18 protein-coding genes are annotated in these 19,522 nt (G+C 71.6%); 9 read left to right on the forward strand and 9 right to left on the reverse strand.

The genetic code is table 11. From position 1 onward, the window contains the following. Nucleotides 1–34 precede the first annotated feature (34 nt). Nucleotides 35–1,642: a carboxyl transferase domain-containing protein gene (locus ACFWGP_RS12555; RefSeq protein ID WP_231431333.1), complete on the reverse strand. Its 1,608-nt coding sequence runs from the start codon at nt 1,640–1,642 to the stop codon at nt 35–37. A 127-nt stretch (nt 1,643–1,769) separates the two neighbouring features. Here ACFWGP_RS12555 and ACFWGP_RS12560 point away from each other — a divergent pair, with 127 nt between their 5' ends. Together ACFWGP_RS12560 and ACFWGP_RS12565 are read left to right on the forward strand one after the other, a co-directional pair. Beyond that, nucleotides 1,770–2,396, forward strand: coding sequence for a TetR/AcrR family transcriptional regulator (locus tag ACFWGP_RS12560; protein ID WP_231431334.1), 627 nt, complete (start codon nt 1,770–1,772; stop codon nt 2,394–2,396). After that, nucleotides 2,375–2,857, forward strand: a complete 483-nt coding sequence (locus ACFWGP_RS12565) for a GNAT family N-acetyltransferase (protein WP_376931075.1) — start codon at nt 2,375–2,377, stop codon at nt 2,855–2,857. Before ACFWGP_RS12560 ends, ACFWGP_RS12565 begins: the two co-directional genes overlap by 22 nt. A gap of 126 nt (nt 2,858–2,983) precedes the next feature. Here ACFWGP_RS12565 and ACFWGP_RS12570 read toward each other — a convergent pair whose 3' ends face one another. The 4 genes from ACFWGP_RS12570 to pdhA form a co-directional block, all read right to left on the reverse strand. Beyond that, nucleotides 2,984–3,298 (reverse strand): 4a-hydroxytetrahydrobiopterin dehydratase, encoded by a 315-nt coding sequence (locus ACFWGP_RS12570; protein WP_231431336.1) that lies wholly within the window; start codon nt 3,296–3,298, stop codon nt 2,984–2,986. A 134-nt stretch (nt 3,299–3,432) separates the two neighbouring features. Beyond that, on the reverse strand, nt 3,433–4,836 hold the full coding sequence (locus tag ACFWGP_RS12575; protein ID WP_376931250.1) for a dihydrolipoamide acetyltransferase family protein: 1,404 nt from the start codon (nt 4,834–4,836) through the stop codon (nt 3,433–3,435). Nucleotides 4,837–4,841: 5 nt separating this feature from the next. Continuing rightward, complete coding sequence (locus tag ACFWGP_RS12580) at nt 4,842–5,852, reverse strand: alpha-ketoacid dehydrogenase subunit beta (protein ID WP_231431337.1); 1,011 nt, start codon at nt 5,850–5,852, stop codon at nt 4,842–4,844. Beyond that, on the reverse strand, nt 5,849–6,997 hold the full coding sequence (pdhA, locus tag ACFWGP_RS12585) for a pyruvate dehydrogenase (acetyl-transferring) E1 component subunit alpha (RefSeq protein WP_231431338.1): 1,149 nt from the start codon (nt 6,995–6,997) through the stop codon (nt 5,849–5,851). Before pdhA ends, ACFWGP_RS12580 begins: the two co-directional genes overlap by 4 nt. 165 nt (nt 6,998–7,162) lie before the next feature. Here pdhA and ACFWGP_RS12590 point away from each other — a divergent pair, with 165 nt between their 5' ends. The 4 genes from ACFWGP_RS12590 to ACFWGP_RS12605 are packed head-to-tail and all read left to right on the forward strand — an operon-like array spanning nt 7,163 to nt 9,472. Then, the gene (locus ACFWGP_RS12590; RefSeq protein WP_231431339.1) at nt 7,163–7,627 is read left to right on the forward strand and encodes an Lrp/AsnC family transcriptional regulator; all 465 of its coding nucleotides are present in this window, start codon (nt 7,163–7,165) and stop codon (nt 7,625–7,627) included. 9 nt (nt 7,628–7,636) lie between these two features. Beyond that, nucleotides 7,637–8,542, forward strand: a complete 906-nt coding sequence (locus ACFWGP_RS12595; protein ID WP_376931076.1) for a RimK family alpha-L-glutamate ligase — start codon at nt 7,637–7,639, stop codon at nt 8,540–8,542. 49 nt (nt 8,543–8,591) lie between these two features. Further along, nucleotides 8,592–9,251: a transcriptional regulator gene (locus tag ACFWGP_RS12600; RefSeq protein WP_231431341.1), complete on the forward strand. Its 660-nt coding sequence runs from the start codon at nt 8,592–8,594 to the stop codon at nt 9,249–9,251. Next, nucleotides 9,251–9,472, forward strand: a complete 222-nt coding sequence (locus ACFWGP_RS12605) for a hypothetical protein (protein WP_231431342.1) — start codon at nt 9,251–9,253, stop codon at nt 9,470–9,472. Before ACFWGP_RS12600 ends, ACFWGP_RS12605 begins: the two co-directional genes overlap by 1 nt. A gap of 180 nt (nt 9,473–9,652) precedes the next feature. Here the strand turns inward: ACFWGP_RS12605 and ACFWGP_RS12610 are convergent, their stop codons facing one another. Next, nucleotides 9,653–11,935 carry a polyribonucleotide nucleotidyltransferase gene (locus ACFWGP_RS12610; RefSeq protein ID WP_231431343.1) on the reverse strand — a complete coding sequence of 761 codons (2,283 nt, stop codon included), beginning with the start codon at nt 11,933–11,935 and terminating at the stop codon, nt 9,653–9,655. A gap of 339 nt (nt 11,936–12,274) precedes the next feature. On the opposite strand from ACFWGP_RS12610, the gene ACFWGP_RS12615 reads away from it, so the two are divergent. Together ACFWGP_RS12615 and ACFWGP_RS12620 are read left to right on the forward strand one after the other, a co-directional pair. Next, nucleotides 12,275–12,466: a DUF5302 domain-containing protein gene (locus ACFWGP_RS12615; RefSeq protein ID WP_231431344.1), complete on the forward strand. Its 192-nt coding sequence runs from the start codon at nt 12,275–12,277 to the stop codon at nt 12,464–12,466. 86 nt (nt 12,467–12,552) lie between these two features. After that, entirely contained in the window at nt 12,553–12,759 is a 207-nt protein-coding gene (locus ACFWGP_RS12620; protein ID WP_231431345.1) for a dodecin family protein, read from the forward strand. Nucleotides 12,760–12,832: 73 nt separating this feature from the next. On the opposite strand, the gene ACFWGP_RS12625 is transcribed toward ACFWGP_RS12620, so the two are convergent. After that, complete coding sequence (locus ACFWGP_RS12625) at nt 12,833–13,330, reverse strand: hypothetical protein (RefSeq protein ID WP_231431346.1); 498 nt, start codon at nt 13,328–13,330, stop codon at nt 12,833–12,835. 314 nt (nt 13,331–13,644) lie between these two features. Between ACFWGP_RS12625 and ACFWGP_RS12630 the strand changes: the two genes are divergently transcribed. Next, nucleotides 13,645–17,676 (forward strand): DUF3376 domain-containing protein, encoded by a 4,032-nt coding sequence (locus tag ACFWGP_RS12630; RefSeq protein ID WP_376931077.1) that lies wholly within the window; start codon nt 13,645–13,647, stop codon nt 17,674–17,676. On the opposite strand, the gene ACFWGP_RS12635 is transcribed toward ACFWGP_RS12630, so the two are convergent. Further along, nucleotides 17,651–18,283 (reverse strand): FMN reductase, encoded by a 633-nt coding sequence (locus ACFWGP_RS12635; protein ID WP_231431348.1) that lies wholly within the window; start codon nt 18,281–18,283, stop codon nt 17,651–17,653. The two genes, ACFWGP_RS12630 and ACFWGP_RS12635, sit on opposite strands and share 26 nt — an antisense overlap. Then, nucleotides 18,280–19,509, reverse strand: coding sequence for an LLM class flavin-dependent oxidoreductase (locus tag ACFWGP_RS12640; RefSeq protein WP_376931078.1), 1,230 nt, complete (start codon nt 19,507–19,509; stop codon nt 18,280–18,282). The genes ACFWGP_RS12635 and ACFWGP_RS12640 overlap by 4 nt, the downstream gene beginning before the upstream one ends. Between the last annotated feature and the right edge of the window lie 13 nt (nt 19,510–19,522).

Below are 19,522 nucleotides of genomic sequence, written 5' to 3' on the forward strand. Positions count from 1 at the left end.
GCGGGGCGCCCGAGCGCCCGAGCCGTCGCCGTCACTACATGCGGAAGAGCCCGAACGCCGGCTCGGGCAGCGGAGTGCGGCTCGCGAGCTCGAGCGCGAGGGCGAGCACCGTGCGCGTGTCCTCGGGCGCGATGATGCCGTCGTCCCAGAGCCGGGCCGTCGAATGGTACGGGCTGCCCTGGTCTTCGTACTGCGCGCGGATCGGGGCGCGGAACGCCTCCTCCGCGTCATCCGCCCAGGTCTCGCCCTTGATCGCGAGCTGGTCGCGCTTGACCGTCGCGAGCACGGAGGCCGCCTGCTCGCCGCCCATCACCGAGATGCGCGCATTCGGCCACATCCAGAGGAACCGGGGCGAGTACGCCCGCCCGCACATCGAGTAGTTGCCGGCGCCGAACGAGCCGCCGATCACGACCGTGAGCTTCGGCACCCGGGTCGTGGCGACCGCGGTCACCATCTTCGCGCCGTGCTTGGCGATGCCGCCCGCCTCCGCGTCGCGGCCGACCATGAACCCCGAGATGTTCTGCAGGAACAGCAGCGGGATTCCGCGCTGGTCGCACAACTCGATGAAGTGCGCGCCCTTCATCGCCGATTCGCTGAACAGCACGCCGTTGTTCGCGACGATGCCGACCGGGTGGCCGTCGATGCGGGCGAAGCCGGTGACCAGGGTGTCGCCGTACTCGGGCTTGAACTCGCTGAACTCGCTGCCGTCGACGAGCCGCGCGATCACCTCGTGCACGTCGTAGGGCTGCTGCACGTCGATCGGCACGGCTGCGGTGAGGCCCGCCGGGTCGACGGCCGGAGGACGGGGCTCGCGCACCGCCCACGCCCGCGCCGGCTGCTCGGGCAGCGTCGCGACCATGTCGCGCACGAGCTCGAGCGCGTGCTCGTCGTCTTCTGCGAGGTGGTCGGTGACACCGGACACCCGCGAGTGCAGGTCGCCGCCGCCGAGCTCCTCCGGCGTCACGACCTCGCCGATCGCTGCCTTCACGAGGGGCGGGCCGCCGAGGAAGATGGTGCCCTGGTTCCGCACGATCACGGTCTCGTCGCTCATCGCCGGAACGTAGGCGCCGCCCGCCGTGCACGAGCCGAGCACGGCGGCGAGCTGCGGGACCCGCATCGACGAGAGCTGCGCCTGGTTGTAGAAGATGCGGCCGAAGTGCTCGCGGTCGGGGAACACCTCGTCCTGCAGGGGCAGGAACGCGCCGCCAGAGTCGACGAGGTACACGCACGGGAGGCGATGCTCCTTCGCGATCTCCTGCGCGCGCAGGTGCTTCTTCACCGTCATCGGGTAGTAGGTGCCGCCCTTGACGGTCGCGTCGTTGCAGACGACCATCACGGGACGGCCGTGCACGAGCCCGATGCCCGTGATGATGCCGGCACCCGGCGAGTCGCCGCCGTACAGGCCGTCGGCGGCGAGGGGCGCGACCTCGAGGAACGGGCTGCCCTCGTCGAGCAGGCGGTCGACCCGGTCGCGGGGCAGCAGCTTGCCACGGGCGACATGGCGCTCCCGGGATGCCTCGGGCCCGCCGAGCGCCGCGGCGGCGAGCCGCTCGCGCAGCTCCTCCACGAGTTCGGCATGGGCGGCGGCGTTCGCACGCCCCGCCTCGCCATCGGCGTCGATGTGCGTCTGCAGCGTGACCATTTCGCCCCGTCTCGGTCGATCCGCCGTCGGCCCCTTCGCCGGCGGCGGCGCGCCCCCTTGTGGACGGCACGTGATTTCGGTTAGTGTGCACTAACTCGATTCCCGATGTTAGCGAGCGTTAACCGAGATGGCAAGCAGCCCCGCCCCCGTGCCCGAGGCACCGGCAGCGCTCACCGAGCGCGGCCGCCAGAAGGCCGACCGTCGCGCCGCCATCCTCGCCGCCGCGGCGACGCTCTTCGCCGAGCGCGGCTATGCGGGCGTCACGATCGAAGACCTCGGCACCGCCGTTGGCGTCTCCGGCCCCGCGGTGTACCGGCACTTCCCCGGCAAGGCCGCGGTGCTCGCCGCCATCCTCGAGGGCGCGAGCCGGGCCCTCCTCGACGGGGCCGAGCGGGTCCTCGGCGAGGCATCCGGCCCCGACGACGCGCTGCGCGCGCTCATCGCCCACCACGTCGACTTCGCGCTGGGCGAGGCCGACGTCATCCTCGTGCAGGACCGCGAGCTCGAGCAGCTCGACCGCGGCGCCCGTCACGAGGTCCGCCTCCTCCAGCGCCGGTACGTCGAGAACTGGGTCGACGTGCTCTCCAGACTCCGGCCCGATCGGGCCGAGGCGGAGCTCAGGGTCCGGGCACACGCCGCCTTCGGACTCCTGAACTCCACTCCGCACAGCGCCCGCATCCCCGGGCGCCGACCTGCCGAGGGCATCGTCCGCGGCATCCTGGAGGAGATGGCATGGGCGAGCCTCATGTCGTGACGCTGCGCGCGACCCGCGTCGGCGATCTCGATGCACTGTTCCTGATCGAGCAAGACCCCGTCGCGGTCGAGATGGCCGCGTTCACGCCGCCCGACCCGGGCGATCGGGCGATGTTCGACGCCCATTGGCGACGACTCTTCGACGATCCGGGCATCGACGCCCGCACCGTCCGCGTCGACGGCGACATCGTGGGCAGCGTCGCCCGCTGGTTCGACGAGGGCACGCCCGAGATCACCTATTGGATCGACCGTGCGTACTGGGGCCGCGGCATCGCGACCCGTGCGATGCGCCTCTTCCTCGACACGCTCGGCGAGCGCCCCGTGCGCGCTCGCGTCGCAGCCGACAACGTCCGCTCGATCGCGGTGCTCGAGCGGCTCGGATTCGAGCAGGTCGGCACCGAGACGGGGTTCGCGAACGCACGCGGCACCGAGATCGAGGAACGCGTCTACCAGCTCGGCTGATCGGCGCGGGCGGATGCCTCGCGGGCGTGCCGCCCACCGGTCCGGCCCGACTGCGGCGAACCCCGAGCCCCGGCCGATCGCGTGCCGCGCGGTTCGCGACGACTGCCGGGCCGCGCGCCCTGCCCGTCAGTTGCCGGGCCGCGCACCCTGCCCGTCGGCGAGCGCGTCGATCCGGCGGGCGAGCTCGACGTCGCGCGAGGTGACGCCGCCCACGTCGTGCGAGCTCAGCTCGAACTCGATGCGCCCCCAGCCGAGCCGCACGTCGGGATGGTGGTTCAGGGCGTCGGCGACCGCAGCGACCTCGTCGAGCAGCTCGACCGCGCTCGCGAAGTCATCGGTGCGGTAGGCGCCGTCGATCCGGTCGCCGGTGTGCACGAACGCCGTTCCCGCCAGGTCGTCGGCGGTCTCGGCCGGGGTGAGGATGCGCCGCGGGTCGTTCATGCTGCCATCATCCTCCGGGCGACGACCCGCCGGTAGGGGTGCGGTCCCACCCGGTACCGAACCCGGGGTGCCCGCCGCGGATCGCACGACGGAACGGCGAGCCGCCGCCGATCTCCCGAGTTCGGTACCGGCCGTCACATCATGGTCAGCGCGCGACCCGGCTCGCGCAGGATCGCGCCGATGTCGGCGAGGAACCGCGAGCCCTGCGCACCGTCGACGAGTCGGTGGTCGAACGAGAGGCTGAGCGTCATGACCTCGCGCAGCGCGATCTCACCGCGGTGCTCCCACGGCTGGCGTCGCACGGCCCCCATCGCGAGGATCGCCGCCTCACCCGGGTTGAGGATCGGCGTGCCCGCGTCGATGCCGAACACGCCGATGTTGGTGATCGAGATCGTCCCGCCTGCGAGGTCTGCGGGGCTCGTGCGCCCTGCGCGGGCGGTCTCGGCGAGCGCGGTGATCGCGTCGGCGAGCTCGAGCAGCGTCAGCTCGTCTGCGGCCGGGATGTTCGGCACGACGAGTCCCCGATCGGTCGCGGCGGCGATGCCGAGGTTGACGCCGCCGAACTGCACGATCTCCTGCGCGTCGTCGTCCCACCGGGCGTTGACGTCGGGCGTGCGGCGAGCGGCGATGCAGAGCGCCTTCGCGACGACGGCGAGCGGGGTGACCCGGTGCGACGCGAGCGCGCGGTCTTCGCGCAGGCTGCGCACGAGCTCCATCGTCTCGGTGACGTCGACGGTGAGGAACTCGGTCACGTGCGGCGCGGTGAAGGCGCTGCGCACCATCGCCGCCGCGGTGTGCTTGCGCACGCCGCGGATCGGGATGCGCGTCTCCGCCGGGCGGTCGGCACGGCCGCGGGCCGCCGCGGCGGGCACTGCGCCGACGGCACCGGCCGCGGGAGCCGCGACCCCGGGCGAGGACGCCGCGCGCTCGACGTCGTCGCGCGTGATGAGCCCGCGCGGGCCGGTGCCCACGATCTGTTCGAGGTCGACGCCCAGGTCACGGGCGAGCTTGCGCACCGGCGGCGTCGAGCGGGGTCGCTCGGGCCGCTCCCCCGCCTGCGCGGGCGCTTCGGCGGCGGCCGGCCCGGTCGTCCCCTCCGCCGACGTCGCGGAGGGCGTGCCGGTGCGTGCCGTGGCCGCCGCGGAAGCGGCACCGCCGGGCGCGCGGCGCGCACGCCGCTTCGGGCCGCCCTCGTCGCGCGCACCGTAGCCGACGAGCGTGGGCTCGGGGGCATCGGAGGTCGAGGCGCCCGACTCGGAGGCATCCGCCGCCCCGACCGGTTCGCCGTCGTCGAGCGGTTCACCGGTGTCGCACGAGAAGAGCGGCTCGCCCACGTTGACCGTCTCGCCCTCGGCGGCATGCAGCGCGGTGATGACCCCCGCGTACGGCGTCGGCAGTTCGACGACGGCCTTCGCGGTCTCGACGTCGGCGACGATCTGGTTGAGCTCGACCCGGTCGCCGACGGCGACCCGCCAGGCGACGATCTCGCTCTCGGTGAGGCCCTCGCCGAGGTCGGGCAACGGGAAGTCGCGGATCATCGTCGTCATGCCTCCACTCCGCTCAGCGAGTTCGGACGGCCGAGCACCCGGTCGACCCCGTCGAGGATGCGGTCGAGGTCGGGCAGGTGGTGCCGTTCGAGCTTGGCCGGCGGGTACGGGATGTCGTGGCCGGTGACGCGCACGGGCGCCGCCTCGAGGAACTCGAAGCACCGCTCGGTGATCGACGCCGCGATCTCGGCGCCCATGCCGCCCTGCTGTCCCGCCTCGTGCGCGATCACGAGGCGTCCCGTCCGACGCACCGACGCCTCGACGGGTGCGTAGTCGATCGGCGCGAGCGAGCGCAGGTCGATGACCTCGATCGAGACGCCGTCTTCCGCCGCCGCCGTCGCCGCGTCACGGGCGGTCTGCACGAGCGCGCCATAGGTGACGAGCGTGACGTCGTCGCCGCGGGTGAGCGTCGACGCGACGCCCATGGGCGGTGCGTCGGCGAGGCTCGCGTCGAGGTCGACCTCGCCCTTCACGTGGTAGCGGCGCTTCGGCTCGAAGAAGAGCACGGGGTCGTCGCTCGCGATCGCCTGGCGGATCATGAGGTGCGCGTCGGCGGGGTTCGAGCACGCGACGACGCGCAGGCCCGCCGTGTGCGCGAAGTACGCCTCGGGCGACTCCGAATGGTGCTCGGCCGCACCGATGCCGCCGCCGAAGGGCACGCGGATCGTGATCGGCATCTTCACCGTGCCGCGCGAACGGTAGTGCAGCTTGGCGACCTGGGCGACGATCTGGTCGAAGCCGGGATAGATGAAGCCGTCGAACTGGATCTCGACGACGGGGCGGAATCCACGGTACGCGAGCCCGACCGCCGTTCCGATGAGGCCCGCCTCCGACAGCGGCGAGTCGACGACGCGGTGCGCGCCGAACTCCGCCTTCAGCCCGTCGGTGACGCGGAACACGCCGCCGAGCGTGCCGATGTCCTCGCCCATGAGCACGACCTTCTCGTCGTCGGCGAGCGCGTGGCGCAGCCCCGCGTTGAGGGCCTTCGCAAGGGTCAGCTGGGTCATCGAGCGCCTCCTTCAGAGCCGGATGCCTCGTGGCTCGCGTCGTCGAACATCGCGAGGTAGCGGGCGTAGTGGTCGCGCTGGCGGTCGAGGTGGCTGTTCGGCTCGGCGTAGACGTGGTCGAACACCGACATGGGTTCGGGGTCGGCGAGCGTCGTGATCGCCGCGCGCAGGTCGGCGGCGACGCGGTCGGCCTCGGCCTGCGCGTCGCGCTGCAGGCCCTCGGCGTCGACACCCGAGGCCTCGAGGAACGCCAGCACGCGCGCGATCGGGTCGCGCTCGCGCCATTCGGCGAGCTCGGGCTCGGTGCGGTAGCGGGTCGGGTCGTCGGCGGTGGTGTGCGGGCCGATCCGGTAGGTGACGGCCTCGATGAAGGTCGGCCCTTCGCCGCGGCGGGCGCGATCGAGTGCGATGCGCGTCGCCGCCAGGACGGCGAGCACGTCGTTGCCGTCGACGCGGATGCCCGGCATGCCGAAACCGTCGGCGCGACGCGCGAGGGGCTGCTTGGACTGCAGTCCGACCGGCTCGGAGATCGCCCACTGGTTGTTCTGGCAGAAGAACACGACGGGGGCGTCGAAGCTCGCGGCGAACACGAGCGCCTCGTTGACGTCGCCCTCGCTGGTCGCGCCGTCGCCGAAGTAGGCGATGGCCGCGGTGTCGGTGCCCTCCCAGCGGGCTCCCATCGCGTAGCCGGTGGCGTGCAGCGCCTGCGCGCCGATGATGATCTGCGGCACGGCCATGTTGTGCTCGTAGGGGTTCCACCCGCTCGCGGCGGTGCCGCGCCACACGCTCAGGAGCTCGGCCGGCTGCACATCGCGCACCCAGGCGACGGCGTGCTCGCGGTAGCTCGAGAAGACGAAGTCGTCGCCGCGGAGGGCGCGCGCCGACCCGATCTGGGCGGCCTCCTGGCCGGCCAGCGGGGGCCACAGGCCCAGTTCGCCCTGGCGTTGCAGGGCCGTGGCCTCGGTGTCGAGCCGGCGCACGACGACCATGTCGCGGTACAGCCGCGCGAGCACATCGAGGTCGATGTCGCGGACCCACGGGTCGTGGACGTCGTCGCGCACGCGCTCGCCCGTCGGGGTGATCAGCTGGACGAACGGATCGGGGCGCGTCAACAGCCCCGTGGCGTCTCGGTCGGATGGGGTCATCGTCGATCCTCGCTTTCGGCGGACCCGCTTCGTGGGCAGCCCGCACCGGCCGCTCTGCCGGATACGGCGAGCATACGTCGATCGGTCACACCGCTCAAGCATGCACCGATCGCTTGAGCATGTTGCCAAGTCGAAGCCGAGCGATGCGTGCTATCGTCTGGCGATATGACCGGTTACGACGCCGTCGACCGCGCCCTGCTCTCGGCGCTCGCACCCGACCCGCGCGCCACGGTGGTCGCCCTCGCCGATCGGCTCGGCCTGTCGCGCAACACCGTGCAGGCGAGGATGGCGCGGCTCGAGGCATCCGGGGCGTTCCTCTCGTTCGAGCGCAGCATGGACCCCACGCCGCTCGGCTACCCGCTCGAGGCGTTCATCGCCGTCCACGTCCGGCAGAAGCTGCTCGGCGACGTGGTCGACCGCATCGCCGAGATCCCCGAGGTCATCCAGGCGCACGGGCTCTCGGGGTCGATCGACCTGCTCGTGCGCGTCGTCTGCCGAGATGCGCACGACCTGTTCCGCATCGACGGCGAGATCCTCGCGGTCGACGGCGTCGAACGCACCGAGACCTCGCTCGCGATGGGCGAGCTCATCCCCTATCGACTCGGACCGCTGCTCACCTCGGGGAGCTGACCGATGCACGTGGCGGTCGTGAGATGCGAGCGGCTCCCGAGCTTCGTCACGTGGCGCATCCCCGACGTGGAGTCGCTCTTCGCCGACGACCACCGGCTGCTCGAGGCGCTCCGCGAACGCGGCGTCGACGCCGAGGCCGTCGCCTGGAGCGACCCGACCGTCGACTGGAGTCGCTACGACGCCGCGGTGCTGCGGAGCACCTGGGACTACGTCGACCACCTCGACGCGTTCCTCGAGGCGACCGACGGGATCGCGCACTCGGGGTGCCTCCTCCTCAACCCCGTCGACGCGGTGCGCTGGAACGCCGACAAGCGCTACCTCGACGACCTCGAGCGCATGGGCGTGCCGATCGTGCCGGTCGTGCGCGGGCGGCGGCTCGATGCGGCACGGGTGCTCGCCGCGGTCGACGACGCCGGCTGGGACGAGCTCGTCGTGAAGCCGGCGATCGGAGTCGGCGGGTCGGGCGTCGTCCGCACGACGGCGAGCGACCTGGCCGCGATGCTCGAGGCGCTCCCGCACGACGCCGAGGTCATGGTGCAGCCGTTCGCCGCGTCGATCGTCGCGGAGGGCGAACTGTCGTTCGCGTTCCTGGGCGGGACGCACAGCCACGTGCTGCGCAAGCGCCCGGCCGCCGGCGACTTCCGCGCCCATGGCATCTACGGCGGGTCGATCGAGCGCGTCGTTCCCGACCCCGACGACCTCGCCGCGGTCGAGGCGATGCTCGCAGTGCTGCCGTTCGACCTCCTGTACGCGAGGTTCGACGTCGTCCGGTTCGGCGGCCGTCTCGGCGTGCTCGAGCTCGAGCTCATCGAGCCGATGCTGTACCTGGATCTCGCTCCAGGCAGCGCCGGACGCCTCGCCGAGGCGACGATCGCCCGGCTCGGCACCGACCGGGACAGAGTTGCAAACGATTGATTGCAAACAAACTCTTGCAAAGCTTTCTTTGCAGCGCTATCTTTGCAACATGACGACGACACCGGAGAACTTCGAGGACCAGCCGAGCAGCACCCGCCACCCCGGCATCGACCATGTGCTGTCGACCTCGGCGCTGAAGTCGCTCGCCCACCCGTTGCGAGTGCGCATCTACGACGAGCTGTCGGCCTACGGCCCGCTCACCGCGAGCGGGCTCGGCGAACGACTCGGCGAATCGAGCGGGTCGATGAGCTACCACCTGCGCCAGCTCGAGCGGTCCGGCCTCGTGCGCGAGAACACCGCTCGCGGCAAGGGTCGCGAACGCTGGTGGGAGCGGGTGCCCGGTTCGGTCGCCGTGCCCGACGCCCGCTCGCTGCCGCCGGGCAGCGCCGAACGACTCGCCGCCAAGCTCGTCGAAGACGAGTGGATGCGCACACGCGAGCAGAACTTCCGCGACTTCGTCACCGAGGGCGACCAGATCTTCGACGCCGAATGGCTCGACATCGCCACGAGCGACACGATCAACCTCCGGCTCACCGCCGAGCAGCTCGGCGCACTCGTCGCCGAGCTCGACGTCGTCTTCATGAAGTACGGCGACCTCTACAAGCTCACCCCGTCGCCGGGCTCGCGCCCGGTGCAGATCCACCTCAACGCCTTCCCGCTCGTGCGCGGGCAGGTCACCGACGACACCACGACTCCGAAGGAGCGATGATGACGAACGCAACCCTCTCTCCCCTCTCTCCCGGCGCCGGCGCCCTCGCCGCACTCGCCGTGCGCGGCGGGCTCGGCCTCGCGAGCTGGGGTCTCCGGCTCGCGAGCCGGCGCAACGACCGCGAACGCCAGCTCGACCGGCTCGAGGCGCGGACCGCCGCCCGCAGGGCGCTGGCCGAGCGCGACGCGCTCACGGGCCGCGCCACGACCCGCCTGCTCTGAGCCGGCTCACGCGCCGCGCCGGGCGTTCGGCGATCGCCACGACTTCGGAGCGAGGCATCCGCATCGTTCCGAATCGGTGCGGATCACCGAAGCGGCGGCGGCCGGCCTCCCCCGGCCGTGAACGACGGATGCCCCGCCCGAATGGATCGGGCGGGGCATCCGCGTGCGTGCTGGGTGCGATTACGCGTCGGCGCCCTCGGCGGGAGCCTCGGCGTGCTCGCCGGTCGCGCCGCGACCCTCGGAGTCCGCGTCCTCCTGCAGCACCGGGGCGAGCGAGAGCTTGCCGCGGTCGTCGATCTTCGTGATCTCGACGAGGATCTTCTGGCCGACGCCCAGAACGTCTTCGACGTTCTCGACGCGCTTGCCGCCGGCGAGCTTGCGCACCTCAGAGATGTGGAGGAGGCCGTCCTTGCCGGGCAGCAGCGAGACGAACGCACCGAACGCGGCGATCTTCACGACCGTGCCGAGGAACTGCTCGCCGACCTCGGGGTTGGTCGGGTTGGCGATCGCGTTGACCTGGGCGCGGGCGGCCTCGGCCGAGGGGCCGTCGGTCGCGCCGATGTAGACGGTGCCGTCCTCCTCGATGGAGATCTCGGCGCCGGTCTCGTCCTGGATGGCGTTGATCGTCTTGCCCTTCGGGCCGATCAGCTCGCCGATCTTGTCGACGGGGATCTGCACGCTGATGACGCGCGGCGCGGTGGGCGCCATCTCGTCGGGCGCGTCGATCGCGGCGTTGAGCACGGCGAGGATCGTCGTGCGGGCGTCCTTCGCCTGGGTCAGCGCGCCGGCGAGCACCGACGCGGGGATGCCGTCGAGCTTCGTGTCGAGCTGGATCGCGGTGACGAACTCGCTCGTGCCGGCGACCTTGAAGTCCATGTCGCCGAGGGCGTCTTCGGCACCGAGGATGTCGGTGAGCGCCGCGTAGCGGGTCTCACCGTCGACGGTGTCGGAGATGAGGCCCATCGCGATGCCCGCGACGGGGGCCTTCAGCGGCACGCCCGCGTTGAGCAGCGAGAGCGTCGACGCGCAGACCGAGCCCATCGAGGTGGAGCCGTTCGAGCCGAGCGCCTCCGACACCTGGCGGATCGCGTAGGGGAACTCGTCGCGCGACGGCAGCACCGGCACGAGGGCGCGCTCGGCGAGGGCGCCGTGGCCGATCTCACGACGCTTCGGCGAACCCACACGACCCGTCTCACCCGTCGAGTACGGCGGGAAGTTGTAGTTGTGCATGTAGCGCTTCTTCGTCACCGGCGAGAGCGAGTCGATCTGCTGCTCCATCTTGAGCATGTTCAGCGTGGTGACGCCCAGGATCTGGGTCTCGCCGCGCTGGAAGATCGCCGAGCCGTGCACGCGGGGCACGACCTGCACCTCCGCGTCGAGCGGCCGGATGTCGGCGAGGCCGCGACCGTCGATGCGGACGCCCTCTTCGAGGACGCGCGTGCGCATGACCTTCTTCGTGACCGACTTGTATGCGGCCGACACCTCGGCGATGGCCGACTCGGGCAGCTCGCCCGCCTCGACCTTGGCCGCGATGTGCTCCTTGGTGCGCGCCTTGAGGGCGTCGTCGGCGTCCTGGCGCTCGACCTTGCCGGCGATCTGGTAGACGTCCTTGAGCTCGGCGCCGGCGAAGGCCGCGACGGCCTCCTTGACCTCGGGCTGGTAGGGCGGGAACGTCGGGTAGTCGGCGACCGGCTTGGCGGCCGTCTTCGCGACCTGGAGCTGCGCCTCGACGAGCTGCTTGATGAAGGGCTTCGACGACTCGATGCCCTGCGCGATGACCTCTTCGTTCGGCTTGACGGCGCCGCCCTGGATGAGGTCCCACGCGTTGTCGGTCGCCTCGGCCTCGATCATCATGATCGCGACGTCCTGCGAGCCGTCGGCCTCGGTCACGACGCGGCCGGCGACGACCATGCTGAACACGGCCTCCTCGAGCTGCGAGTGCTTCGGGAACGCGACCCACTGGCCGTCGATGAGCGCGACGCGCACACCGGCGACGGGGCCCGAGAAGGGCAGGCCCGAGAGCTGGGTCGAGAGCGAGGCGGCGTTGATGGCGAGCACGTCGTAGAGCTCGTCGGGCTCGATCGCGAGCACCGTGACGACGACCTGGACCTCGTTGCGGAGGCCCTCGACGAACGAGGGGCGCAGGGGGCGGTCGATCAGACGGCAGGTGAGGATCGCCTCGGTCGAGGGGCGGCCCTCGCGACGGAAGAACGAGCCGGGGATGCGGCCCGCGGCGTACATGCGCTCTTCGACGTCGATCGTCAGCGGGAAGAAGTCGAAGTGCTCCTTCGGCTGCTTCGAGACGCTCGTCGCCGAGAGCAGCATGGTCTCTTCGTCGATGTACGCGACGGCCGAGCCCTGCGCCTGCTGGGCGAGGCGGCCGGTCTCGAAGCGGATGGTACGCGTGCCGAACTTGCCGTTGTCGATGACGGTCTCGGCGAACGTGATTTCAGGACCTTCCAAGAGGCCTCTCCTTTGTTTAACGTCGCACCCCGTGTGGGCGCGACTCGTACGAAGGAGCAGGAACAGGCATTACGAATCGCAAGAGCTTGCGTTCACGCTGGCCACCAGTAGAAGTCCACCGATGCGTGCTCGGTGATCCACCACAGGGGACCAGCTTCCTGCCGGCCTGCTCCAGACGGCACCCGCGACGAATCGCACGGGTGACCGCCTGCCATGCTAGCAGAGCGAGCATTTTGAGGCCGTGAACTGCGGATGTCGCGTGGTCGACGCTCCGGATCGTGCTCGCCGCTCCTCCGCTCGTGGGGCATCCGCCGCGACATCCATGCCAGACTCGAACCCATGGCATCCGACGACGCGAAGCCCGCGGGCCCTACCGACGAGACCAAGCGCAAGTTCCGCGAGGCGCTCGAGCGCAAGAACAAGGCATCGAAGCAGCGCGAGGGCGAGGCGCACCTCGACGGCGGCGGCCAGGCGCACGACGCGCACGGCCCCGCCTCGCACAAGCGCGAGTTCCGCCGCAAGAGCGGCTGACGCGGGCCCGCACCGGTCAACCCCTCGCGGTCGCGCGCCGTGAGGCGGATGATGGGCGGTACGCCGATGGAATCGAGGAGGAACCCATGTCTTCCGTCGCACGAGTCACCACCATCACCGTCCGCTCCGAGGTGAGCTTCGACGACGCGGTCGCCGCGGGCGTCGCCCGCGCCGCCGAGACGCTTCGCAACGTCAGCGGCGCGTGGGTCAAGGAGCAGAAGGTCGAGGCGGCCGATGGCCGCATCACGGCCTGGTCGGTGACGCTCGAGGTCACCTTCGTGCTCGACGACTGAGCGTCGACGCCGCGGGCCGGCACACGAGCCGGCGGGGGCGCAGCCGCGCCCCCGCCGGGTCCGTGCGTGCCGATCAGACCGGTGAGCCCGAGCTGAACGTGCCCTTCAACATGATCGAGGCACCGCTCGTCAGGTCGTCGACCCTGACATTCGACCAGGTCACCGCGGTCAACGTCGACGTCTGGCCGTTCGGGCAGTCGAGCACGTCGGCCGCCGCGGGCGGCGACAGCGTCAGCGATCCGACGAGGTTGCCGTTCTTGCCGGCGGTGAAGACCCCGCTCTCCGAGACGTCCTGCGAGATGGTCGTCTTCTTCGGATCGCTCGGGTTGTTGCCCCCGCCGTTGATGCACTGGTACGTGGCGTCGAGATGCGCCGTCGCCTGGACGGTCTCGATGGAGCCCGACGACAGGCCGGCCTCCTTGAACTGGACGACGAGGCTGGTCCCGTCGGCCGACGCGCTCGTGGCGCTCTTGATGAAGTGGGGGCTGCCGCCCGCCATGGCGGGGCCCGCGCCGACGAGCACGAGCGCCGCAGCGGCGGCGAGTGCGGCCATGGCCTTGCGAATCAACATGGTGGATCCTTCCGATCGGGTTTCGAAACCGGTGACCCGGCCGTCGTCGACCCGCGAGACCTCGTGACCCGCCCCGATCGGAATGCGCGTGGCGTTCGCGGCCCTCCGGCCGCGTCCCGATTGCAAGGCTACCGCCGCGGGGACGGTCGCACGAGTGATATCGAGAATCTCTCACCTTGCTTCGTGGGATTCCAAAGGAATCACGGCGCGACCAGCGTCTTCAGTGCCTTCCCTGATGCCTCGCCGCGAACGCCGTCCTACGCTGTGCGCGGCCCGCCCGTCGACGGGCCGCGGCTGGGACGAAGGAGTCCGCGATGTCCGATGCGACGGTGCCGCACGACTACGTGAAGCTCGTGCTCGATCCTGCCCGGCCCCGCGGGCGCGACGGCGACCTCGAGTACGGCGACTTCCCGTACCCGGCCGGCACCGACGCCGCACCCGGCCGGCACGGGCCGGCCTCGGTGCCCGACCCGAACCCGCGCGTGTACCTGCCCGAGGGCGCCCGGCCGTTCCATTCGCGCGGCCTGCGCGTCGCACTCGCGATGAAGGGCGGTGTCAGCCTCGCCGTCTGGATCGGCGGGGCCGTCGCCGAGCTCGACATCCTCCGGCACATCCGCATCTACCGAACGGAGTCCGACCCGGCGGCGCAGGCGCTGCTCATCGACCCCTCGGACACGGCTCCCGATCGAAGCCTCGTCGAGCGGGCCGATCTCTACGCCCGGCTCCTGTACTCGCGCGGATACGACCGCGTCGAGTTCGACGTGCTCGCGGGCGCGAGCGCCGGGGGCCTCAACGCCGTCATGTACGCGGTCGCCCAGCGCGCCGGGGTCGACGTCAACGGCCTCCTGCCGGTCTGGCTCCGCGCCGGGTCGGCGTGGAGCCTGCTGCAACCCGGCAAGCCGGCGGCGTTCGACTCCGTGTTCCGCGGCGACGAGTACTTCTGGAGCGAGCTCACGAAGGAGCTCACCGACATCGGCCGCCCCGCCGACGGCGAGATCCCGACATCCGGCCGGCGAGCGCTCATCGCACCGCACGTCGTCGTCGACCTGTCGGCGACGCTGATCGACGGCCGTGACACGAGCGAACGCAGTGCGGCCGAAGGTCACGCGCACTTCCGCTTCGTCGGCACCGACGGGGACCCGGTACCCGACCGGGCCGTCCCGAGGGTCGACCGGCTCAACGATCCCCGCAACGTCCGATTCGACCGCGACGTACGACGGATCGCGTACGCGGCGCGCACGACCTCGTCGTTCCCCGGCGCCTTCGAGCCCGCGCTCATCTACTCGAGCGACGACGCCCTGGCCGCACCCGACGTCGTGACGAACCCGCCCGACATGCGCAACGTGTTCAGTGCGCATCGCGTCGACGGCGCGCACCATCCCTTCCGCGTCGTCGACGGCGGCGTGCTCGACAACATCCCGATCGACCGGGCGCTGCGGGCGGTGCGCAACATCCCGGCGAACGAGCACGTGAACCGGGTGCTCGTCTACCTCGACCCATCGCCGAAGGAGACGTCGCACTGGCTCATCCGGGCCAATCGGTACGAGGGACCCGTTCCCGAGCTCCCGCCCGATCCCCGCACCGAGCGGCAGGATCCGCTCTCCAGGTTCCTCTCACCCATCCTCGCGGCGGTGCGGAAGCGCGCGAGCGGTGAGAACGGCGAAGACGAGATCGACGGCGTCGATGCTGCACGCACCTCGCAGATCGTCGCGAAGGGTCGTGGCGCACTGCTGGCCGTTCGACTCGACACCCGCCCCGCGACCGGCTCCGACGGCGCAGCGACACCGGACGAGCTCGCGTACGCGAGCATGCGCTCGGCGACCGATCTCGAGCTCCTCCGCGACGTGCTGACCCGCCCCGGCGAGTGGGCACTGGGCACCGACCTCCTCGAACGTCTGCCGCACCGCGCGCTCGACCGCCTCGACATCGGCCGGTTCGCCCCGGTGCTCCGCTCCGTCATCGGCGAGTTCGTCGCCGACGGCATCGACGGCGTGCCGCCCGACGCGATCTCGAAGGGCGCGCAGGCGCTCGTCGACGCCGCGTTCGCGTGCCTCGCGTGGGTGAGGGCCATCGAGGACCACGCGTTCCGCTCGATCGGGCTCGCCGAGCTCGACGCCGTGCTCGGCGACCGTCCGGGCACCGCCGACCGCACTCGCCAGGCCGTTCGGGAGGCGCTCTACGCCACCCTCCGGCGCGCGCGCGACTACCGCGACGCAGCGGTCTCCGGGGTCGTCGACGAGGTCGACGGGATGTCGCGCCAGGAGCATTCGCTCACTCCCGAACGTGCCCGCGACCTCGCCGTCGCGTGGCTCGCCGGCAATGCGGCATCCCCGCGCGGCCGCGACGCACTGTGGGCGGAGCTCGACCGCATCGTCGGCTGGCTGCAGCATGCCGGGGTGGAACTCGCGAGCGATCGGTCCACCCGGTGGTCGGACTCGCCGTGGCACCGCTTCCCCGCGCCCGGCGAGCGCATCGTGCTCGCGCGCGAACTCCCGCTCATCTTCGGCGGCAGCGGCATTCCGCTGCCCGATTCCACGATCCGCTTCCACACGATCGGCTCGGACACGCAGCCCGCCAGGGTCGGTCACTTCCGCACGCTGCTCGACGCACAGATCCTGGAGGGGTACCGTGCGGTTCTCGCGAAGGACCCCTCGCAGCTCGATCGCGAGACCGTCGCGCGACTGCTCGACGACGGCGCACTCCGCTCGACCTCGAAGCTGGCGGGCCTCCGGATCGCCGCCTTCGCGGGGTTCATGAGCCGTGCGTGGCGTCGCAACGACTGGTGGTGGGGCCGCCTCGACGCCGCGGCCGGGCTCGTCCGGCTGCTCGACAGCATGGAGGCCGCGCCGGCGCCCGACGGCACGGATGCGACCGACCAGGGCCCCGACCGGCCGGCCGCCGACCCGCCGCGCGGCGCGCTCGACGTCGACGACGCCGTCGAGCGCGTACAGGACGCTCTCCTCCGGCAACTCGATCGCGATGCCGGCGCGCGCCCCTACGCCGATGCGGTGTCGTCGGGCGAGCCCGACGGCATCCGCGGGCAGTTCGTGCGCGGCGCCCAGGACATCGAGGCGCTCGGCTCGGGCTATCGGCTCGCTCTGGCCTCGCGAACGGTTCGGACGGTCTCGGCCGCGATGGTGCGCGGAAGCGGTGGCGGTTCGCCGACGCGGTTGATGCACTGGCTGCTTCGACCACTGCTCGTCCTCGTCCCGACGCTGCTGTCTCCACCGCGACTCGTCCTCGCATCGGTGATCATCGCCTGCGGCGTGCTGCTCACCTGGCCGCAGCTCGACAGCACGCTCGAGCCCTCCGCGACCATCGGCGACAGCGGCGCGTTCATCGCCGTCGTCACGGCGGCGCTCGTCGCGTTCGTCGTGCTGCGGCTCGTCTCGAGCGCCCGGGCGCACCGGGCGCACGCCCGCATCGTCGCCGATGTGACGAACGCGGACTCGCGTCAGTTCGCGGTGATCCACCATGCCGAACGGCGGTCTCGGCCGGTGCGGGCAGCGCTCGTCGTGCTCGCCTTCGGCTTCATCGGCCTCTTCGTGCTCGCCTGCCTCTACTACCCGCTGTGGGGCGTCCCGTTCTGGGTGACGCTCCTTGCCGCAGTCGCGGTGGCCGAGATCGCAGGCAGGCGCCTCCGCACGGTTCCCTCGGCTCGCCCCTCACGGCCCTGGCGCTGGGTCGTCGCCGTGGTGCTCAGTGCGGCCGCCGTGGCCGTGACCGCCCAGCTCGCCGTGGTCCTCAGCAGCATGGCGACGAGCCTCGATGCACCGTGGTCCGGCATGCTCCCGGGGGCGACGGCGGCCGCCGTCGTCGCGGCGGCGCTCGCCGCCACCCTGTTCGCGCAGGCGATGCGGTGGCGACAGCTCATCGCGGTCGTGCTCGTCGCCGGCGTGCTCACCGCGCTCGCCGTGGCGCTGACCGGATGGATCTTCGAATCGATCTCGCAGTTCGACGCACTCGACGTCGACACGGGCACGAACGCGTTGGTCGACGGTGCGCTCCGCCCCGAGGTCGAGGCGGCGGCCGGCCTCGAGGCGCTCCAGACCGCCATCGCGTTCCTCGTCTCCGCGTGGGTCGCCGGGACGGTGCTCTGGTGGGCGCCCTGGTTCCGCGGCATCGAGACCGGGCCGGCGGCGAAGCCGCACGACGGCGTCTACGACCTGACGCCGGGCTCGCTCGTGGATCGTCCGCACGGCGCCGACGGCGAGCGCCGGGTCGAACGCCGCGACCACGGATCGCGTCGGCCGCGCCCGGCCACGGCGCCCGACCGGCCTCGCGAGCACGCGGAGCCGGTCGGGGTTCAGGAGGAGACCGCTACTCCCCCGCCAGTCCGCCGATGAGGTGACCGAACGGCCGGTCGAGCTGGAAGGGATCGTTCACGAGCTGCGAGCGGTCGGTGCGCTCGACGAGATCTGCGAACTCCTCCGCCCCGCGGAAGATGCGGTCGGGCAGGGAACGCACGCCGTCGCCGTCGGAGCCGCCCCAATCGCTCGTCGCCGCGAAGACGCCGGTCGTCACCGGCACCGCGTGCAGGTAGGTGAACAGGGGGCGGATCGCGTAGTCGATCGCGAGCGAGTGCCGCGGCGTGCCGCCGGTCGCACCGATCAGCACGGGCAGGTCGGTGAGCGCCTGCGGGTCGATCACGTCGATGAACGACTTGAAGAGCCCGGCGTAGCTCGTGGTGAAGATCGGCGTGACGGCGATGAGGCCGTCGGCCGACGCGACCGCGTCGAGCGCCTCCTCGAGCTTCGGCGGTGCGAACCCGAGCAGCAGGTGGTTCGTGATGTCGTGGGCCAGCTCGCGCAACTCGAACGTGCGCACCTCGGCCTCGACGCCGCGCTCGCCGAGCGCCGCCACGGCGTCGGCGGCGAGCCGGTCGGCGAGCTGACGGGTCGAGCTCGGCGTCGACAGGCCGGCCGAGACCACGACGATCTTCTTGGCGGTCATCGCGCCACCCCCTGACGGGTCGCGGCGGGCCCGAAGGCCGACCCGGACTGCCGCGCGGCCGTCGCGTCGACATCGGTGTCCTGGTAGGGCGAGCCGACGGTGAGGTTGTCACCGCGGTTGGCGTTCGGCGTCGCCTGGCGAGGCGCCTCGTCGCCGTACTTCGCGCGCACGAGCGACGCGTGCGTCGGGGCATCCGGCACTTCGGCCGGGCGGTTCTTCGCGAACTCCTCGCGCAGCACCGGAACGACCTCGCCGCCGAGCAGGTCGAGCTGCTCGAGCACGGTCTTCAGCGGCAGCCCGGCGTGGTCAAGCAGGTAGAGCTGGCGCTGGTAGTCGCCGACGTAGTCGCGGAAGCCGAGCGTCTTGTCGATGACCTCCTGCGGGCTGCCGACGGTGAGGGGCGTCTGCTGGGTGAACTCCTCGAGGCTCGGCCCGTGCCCGTAGACCGGCGCGTTGTCGAAGTACGGACGGAAGTCGCGCACCGCGTCCTGCGAGTTCTTGCGCATGAACACCTGCCCGCCGAGACCGACGATCGCCTGCGCGGCAGTGCCGTGACCGTGGTGCTCGTAGCGCTGGCGGTACAGCGCGATCATGCGCTGGGTGTGCGACGCGGGCCAGAAGATGTGGTTGGCGAAGAAGCCGTCGCCGTAGAACGCGGCCTGCTCGGCGACCTCGGGGGTGCGGATCGAACCGTGCCAGACGAACGGGGGCACCCCGTCGAGCGGGCGCGGCGTCGAGGTGAAGCCCTGCAGCGGGGTGCGGAACTTGCCCGACCAGTCGACGACGTCCTCGCGCCACAGGCGGTGCAGCAGCTCGTAGTTCTCGACCGCGAGCGGCAGGCCCTGGCGGATGTCCTTGCCGAACCACGGGTAGACGGGGCCGGTGTTGCCGCGGCCGAGCATGAGATCGGCGCGGCCGCCCGAGACGTGCTGGAGCATCGCGTAGTCCTCGGCGATCTTCACCGGGTCGTTCGTCGTGATGAGCGTCGTCGCGGTCGACAGCTGAAGCGTCGAGGTCTGCCCGGCGATGTACGCGAGGGTCGTCGTCGGCGACGACGACCAGAACGGCGGGTTGTGGTGCTCGCCGAGCGCGAAGACGTCGAGGCCGACCTCTTCGGCGTGCTTGGCGATCGTCACCGTGGCCTGGATGCGCTCGGCCTCGGTCGGCGTGCGACCGGTCGTCGGGTCCTGGGTGATGTCGCTGACGGTGAAGATACCGAACTGCATGATGCTGCTCCTG

Origin of the sequence: Agromyces sp. NPDC127015 (assembly GCF_042725165.1) — a bacterium.
In the GTDB taxonomy this organism is placed as follows: Bacteria; Actinomycetota; Actinomycetes; order Actinomycetales; family Microbacteriaceae; genus Agromyces; species Agromyces chromiiresistens.

Excerpts from the sequence above, each read along its gene's own strand:
- pdhA (WP_231431338.1), bottom strand. The coding sequence starts at position 6,997 with ATGACCCCATCCGACCGAGACGCCACGGGGCTGTTGACGCGCCCCGAT.
- ACFWGP_RS12555 (WP_231431333.1), bottom strand. The coding sequence starts at position 1,642 with ATGGTCACGCTGCAGACGCACATCGACGCCGATGGCGAGGCGGGGCGT.
- ACFWGP_RS12560 (WP_231431334.1), top strand. The coding sequence starts at position 1,770 with ATGGCAAGCAGCCCCGCCCCCGTGCCCGAGGCACCGGCAGCGCTCACC.
- ACFWGP_RS12600 (WP_231431341.1), top strand. The coding sequence starts at position 8,592 with ATGACGACGACACCGGAGAACTTCGAGGACCAGCCGAGCAGCACCCGC.
- ACFWGP_RS12620 (WP_231431345.1), top strand. The coding sequence starts at position 12,553 with ATGTCTTCCGTCGCACGAGTCACCACCATCACCGTCCGCTCCGAGGTG.
- ACFWGP_RS12615 (WP_231431344.1), top strand. The coding sequence starts at position 12,275 with ATGGCATCCGACGACGCGAAGCCCGCGGGCCCTACCGACGAGACCAAG.
- ACFWGP_RS12605 (WP_231431342.1), top strand. The coding sequence starts at position 9,251 with ATGACGAACGCAACCCTCTCTCCCCTCTCTCCCGGCGCCGGCGCCCTC.
- ACFWGP_RS12630 (WP_376931077.1), top strand. The coding sequence starts at position 13,645 with ATGTCCGATGCGACGGTGCCGCACGACTACGTGAAGCTCGTGCTCGAT.
- ACFWGP_RS12635 (WP_231431348.1), bottom strand. The coding sequence starts at position 18,283 with ATGACCGCCAAGAAGATCGTCGTGGTCTCGGCCGGCCTGTCGACGCCG.
- ACFWGP_RS12590 (WP_231431339.1), top strand. The coding sequence starts at position 7,163 with ATGACCGGTTACGACGCCGTCGACCGCGCCCTGCTCTCGGCGCTCGCA.
- ACFWGP_RS12640 (WP_376931078.1), bottom strand. The coding sequence starts at position 19,509 with ATGCAGTTCGGTATCTTCACCGTCAGCGACATCACCCAGGACCCGACG.
- ACFWGP_RS12565 (WP_376931075.1), top strand. The coding sequence starts at position 2,375 with ATGGGCGAGCCTCATGTCGTGACGCTGCGCGCGACCCGCGTCGGCGAT.
- ACFWGP_RS12580 (WP_231431337.1), bottom strand. The coding sequence starts at position 5,852 with ATGACCCAGCTGACCCTTGCGAAGGCCCTCAACGCGGGGCTGCGCCAC.
- ACFWGP_RS12625 (WP_231431346.1), bottom strand. The coding sequence starts at position 13,330 with ATGTTGATTCGCAAGGCCATGGCCGCACTCGCCGCCGCTGCGGCGCTC.
- ACFWGP_RS12575 (WP_376931250.1), bottom strand. The coding sequence starts at position 4,836 with ATGATCCGCGACTTCCCGTTGCCCGACCTCGGCGAGGGCCTCACCGAG.
- ACFWGP_RS12570 (WP_231431336.1), bottom strand. The coding sequence starts at position 3,298 with ATGAACGACCCGCGGCGCATCCTCACCCCGGCCGAGACCGCCGACGAC.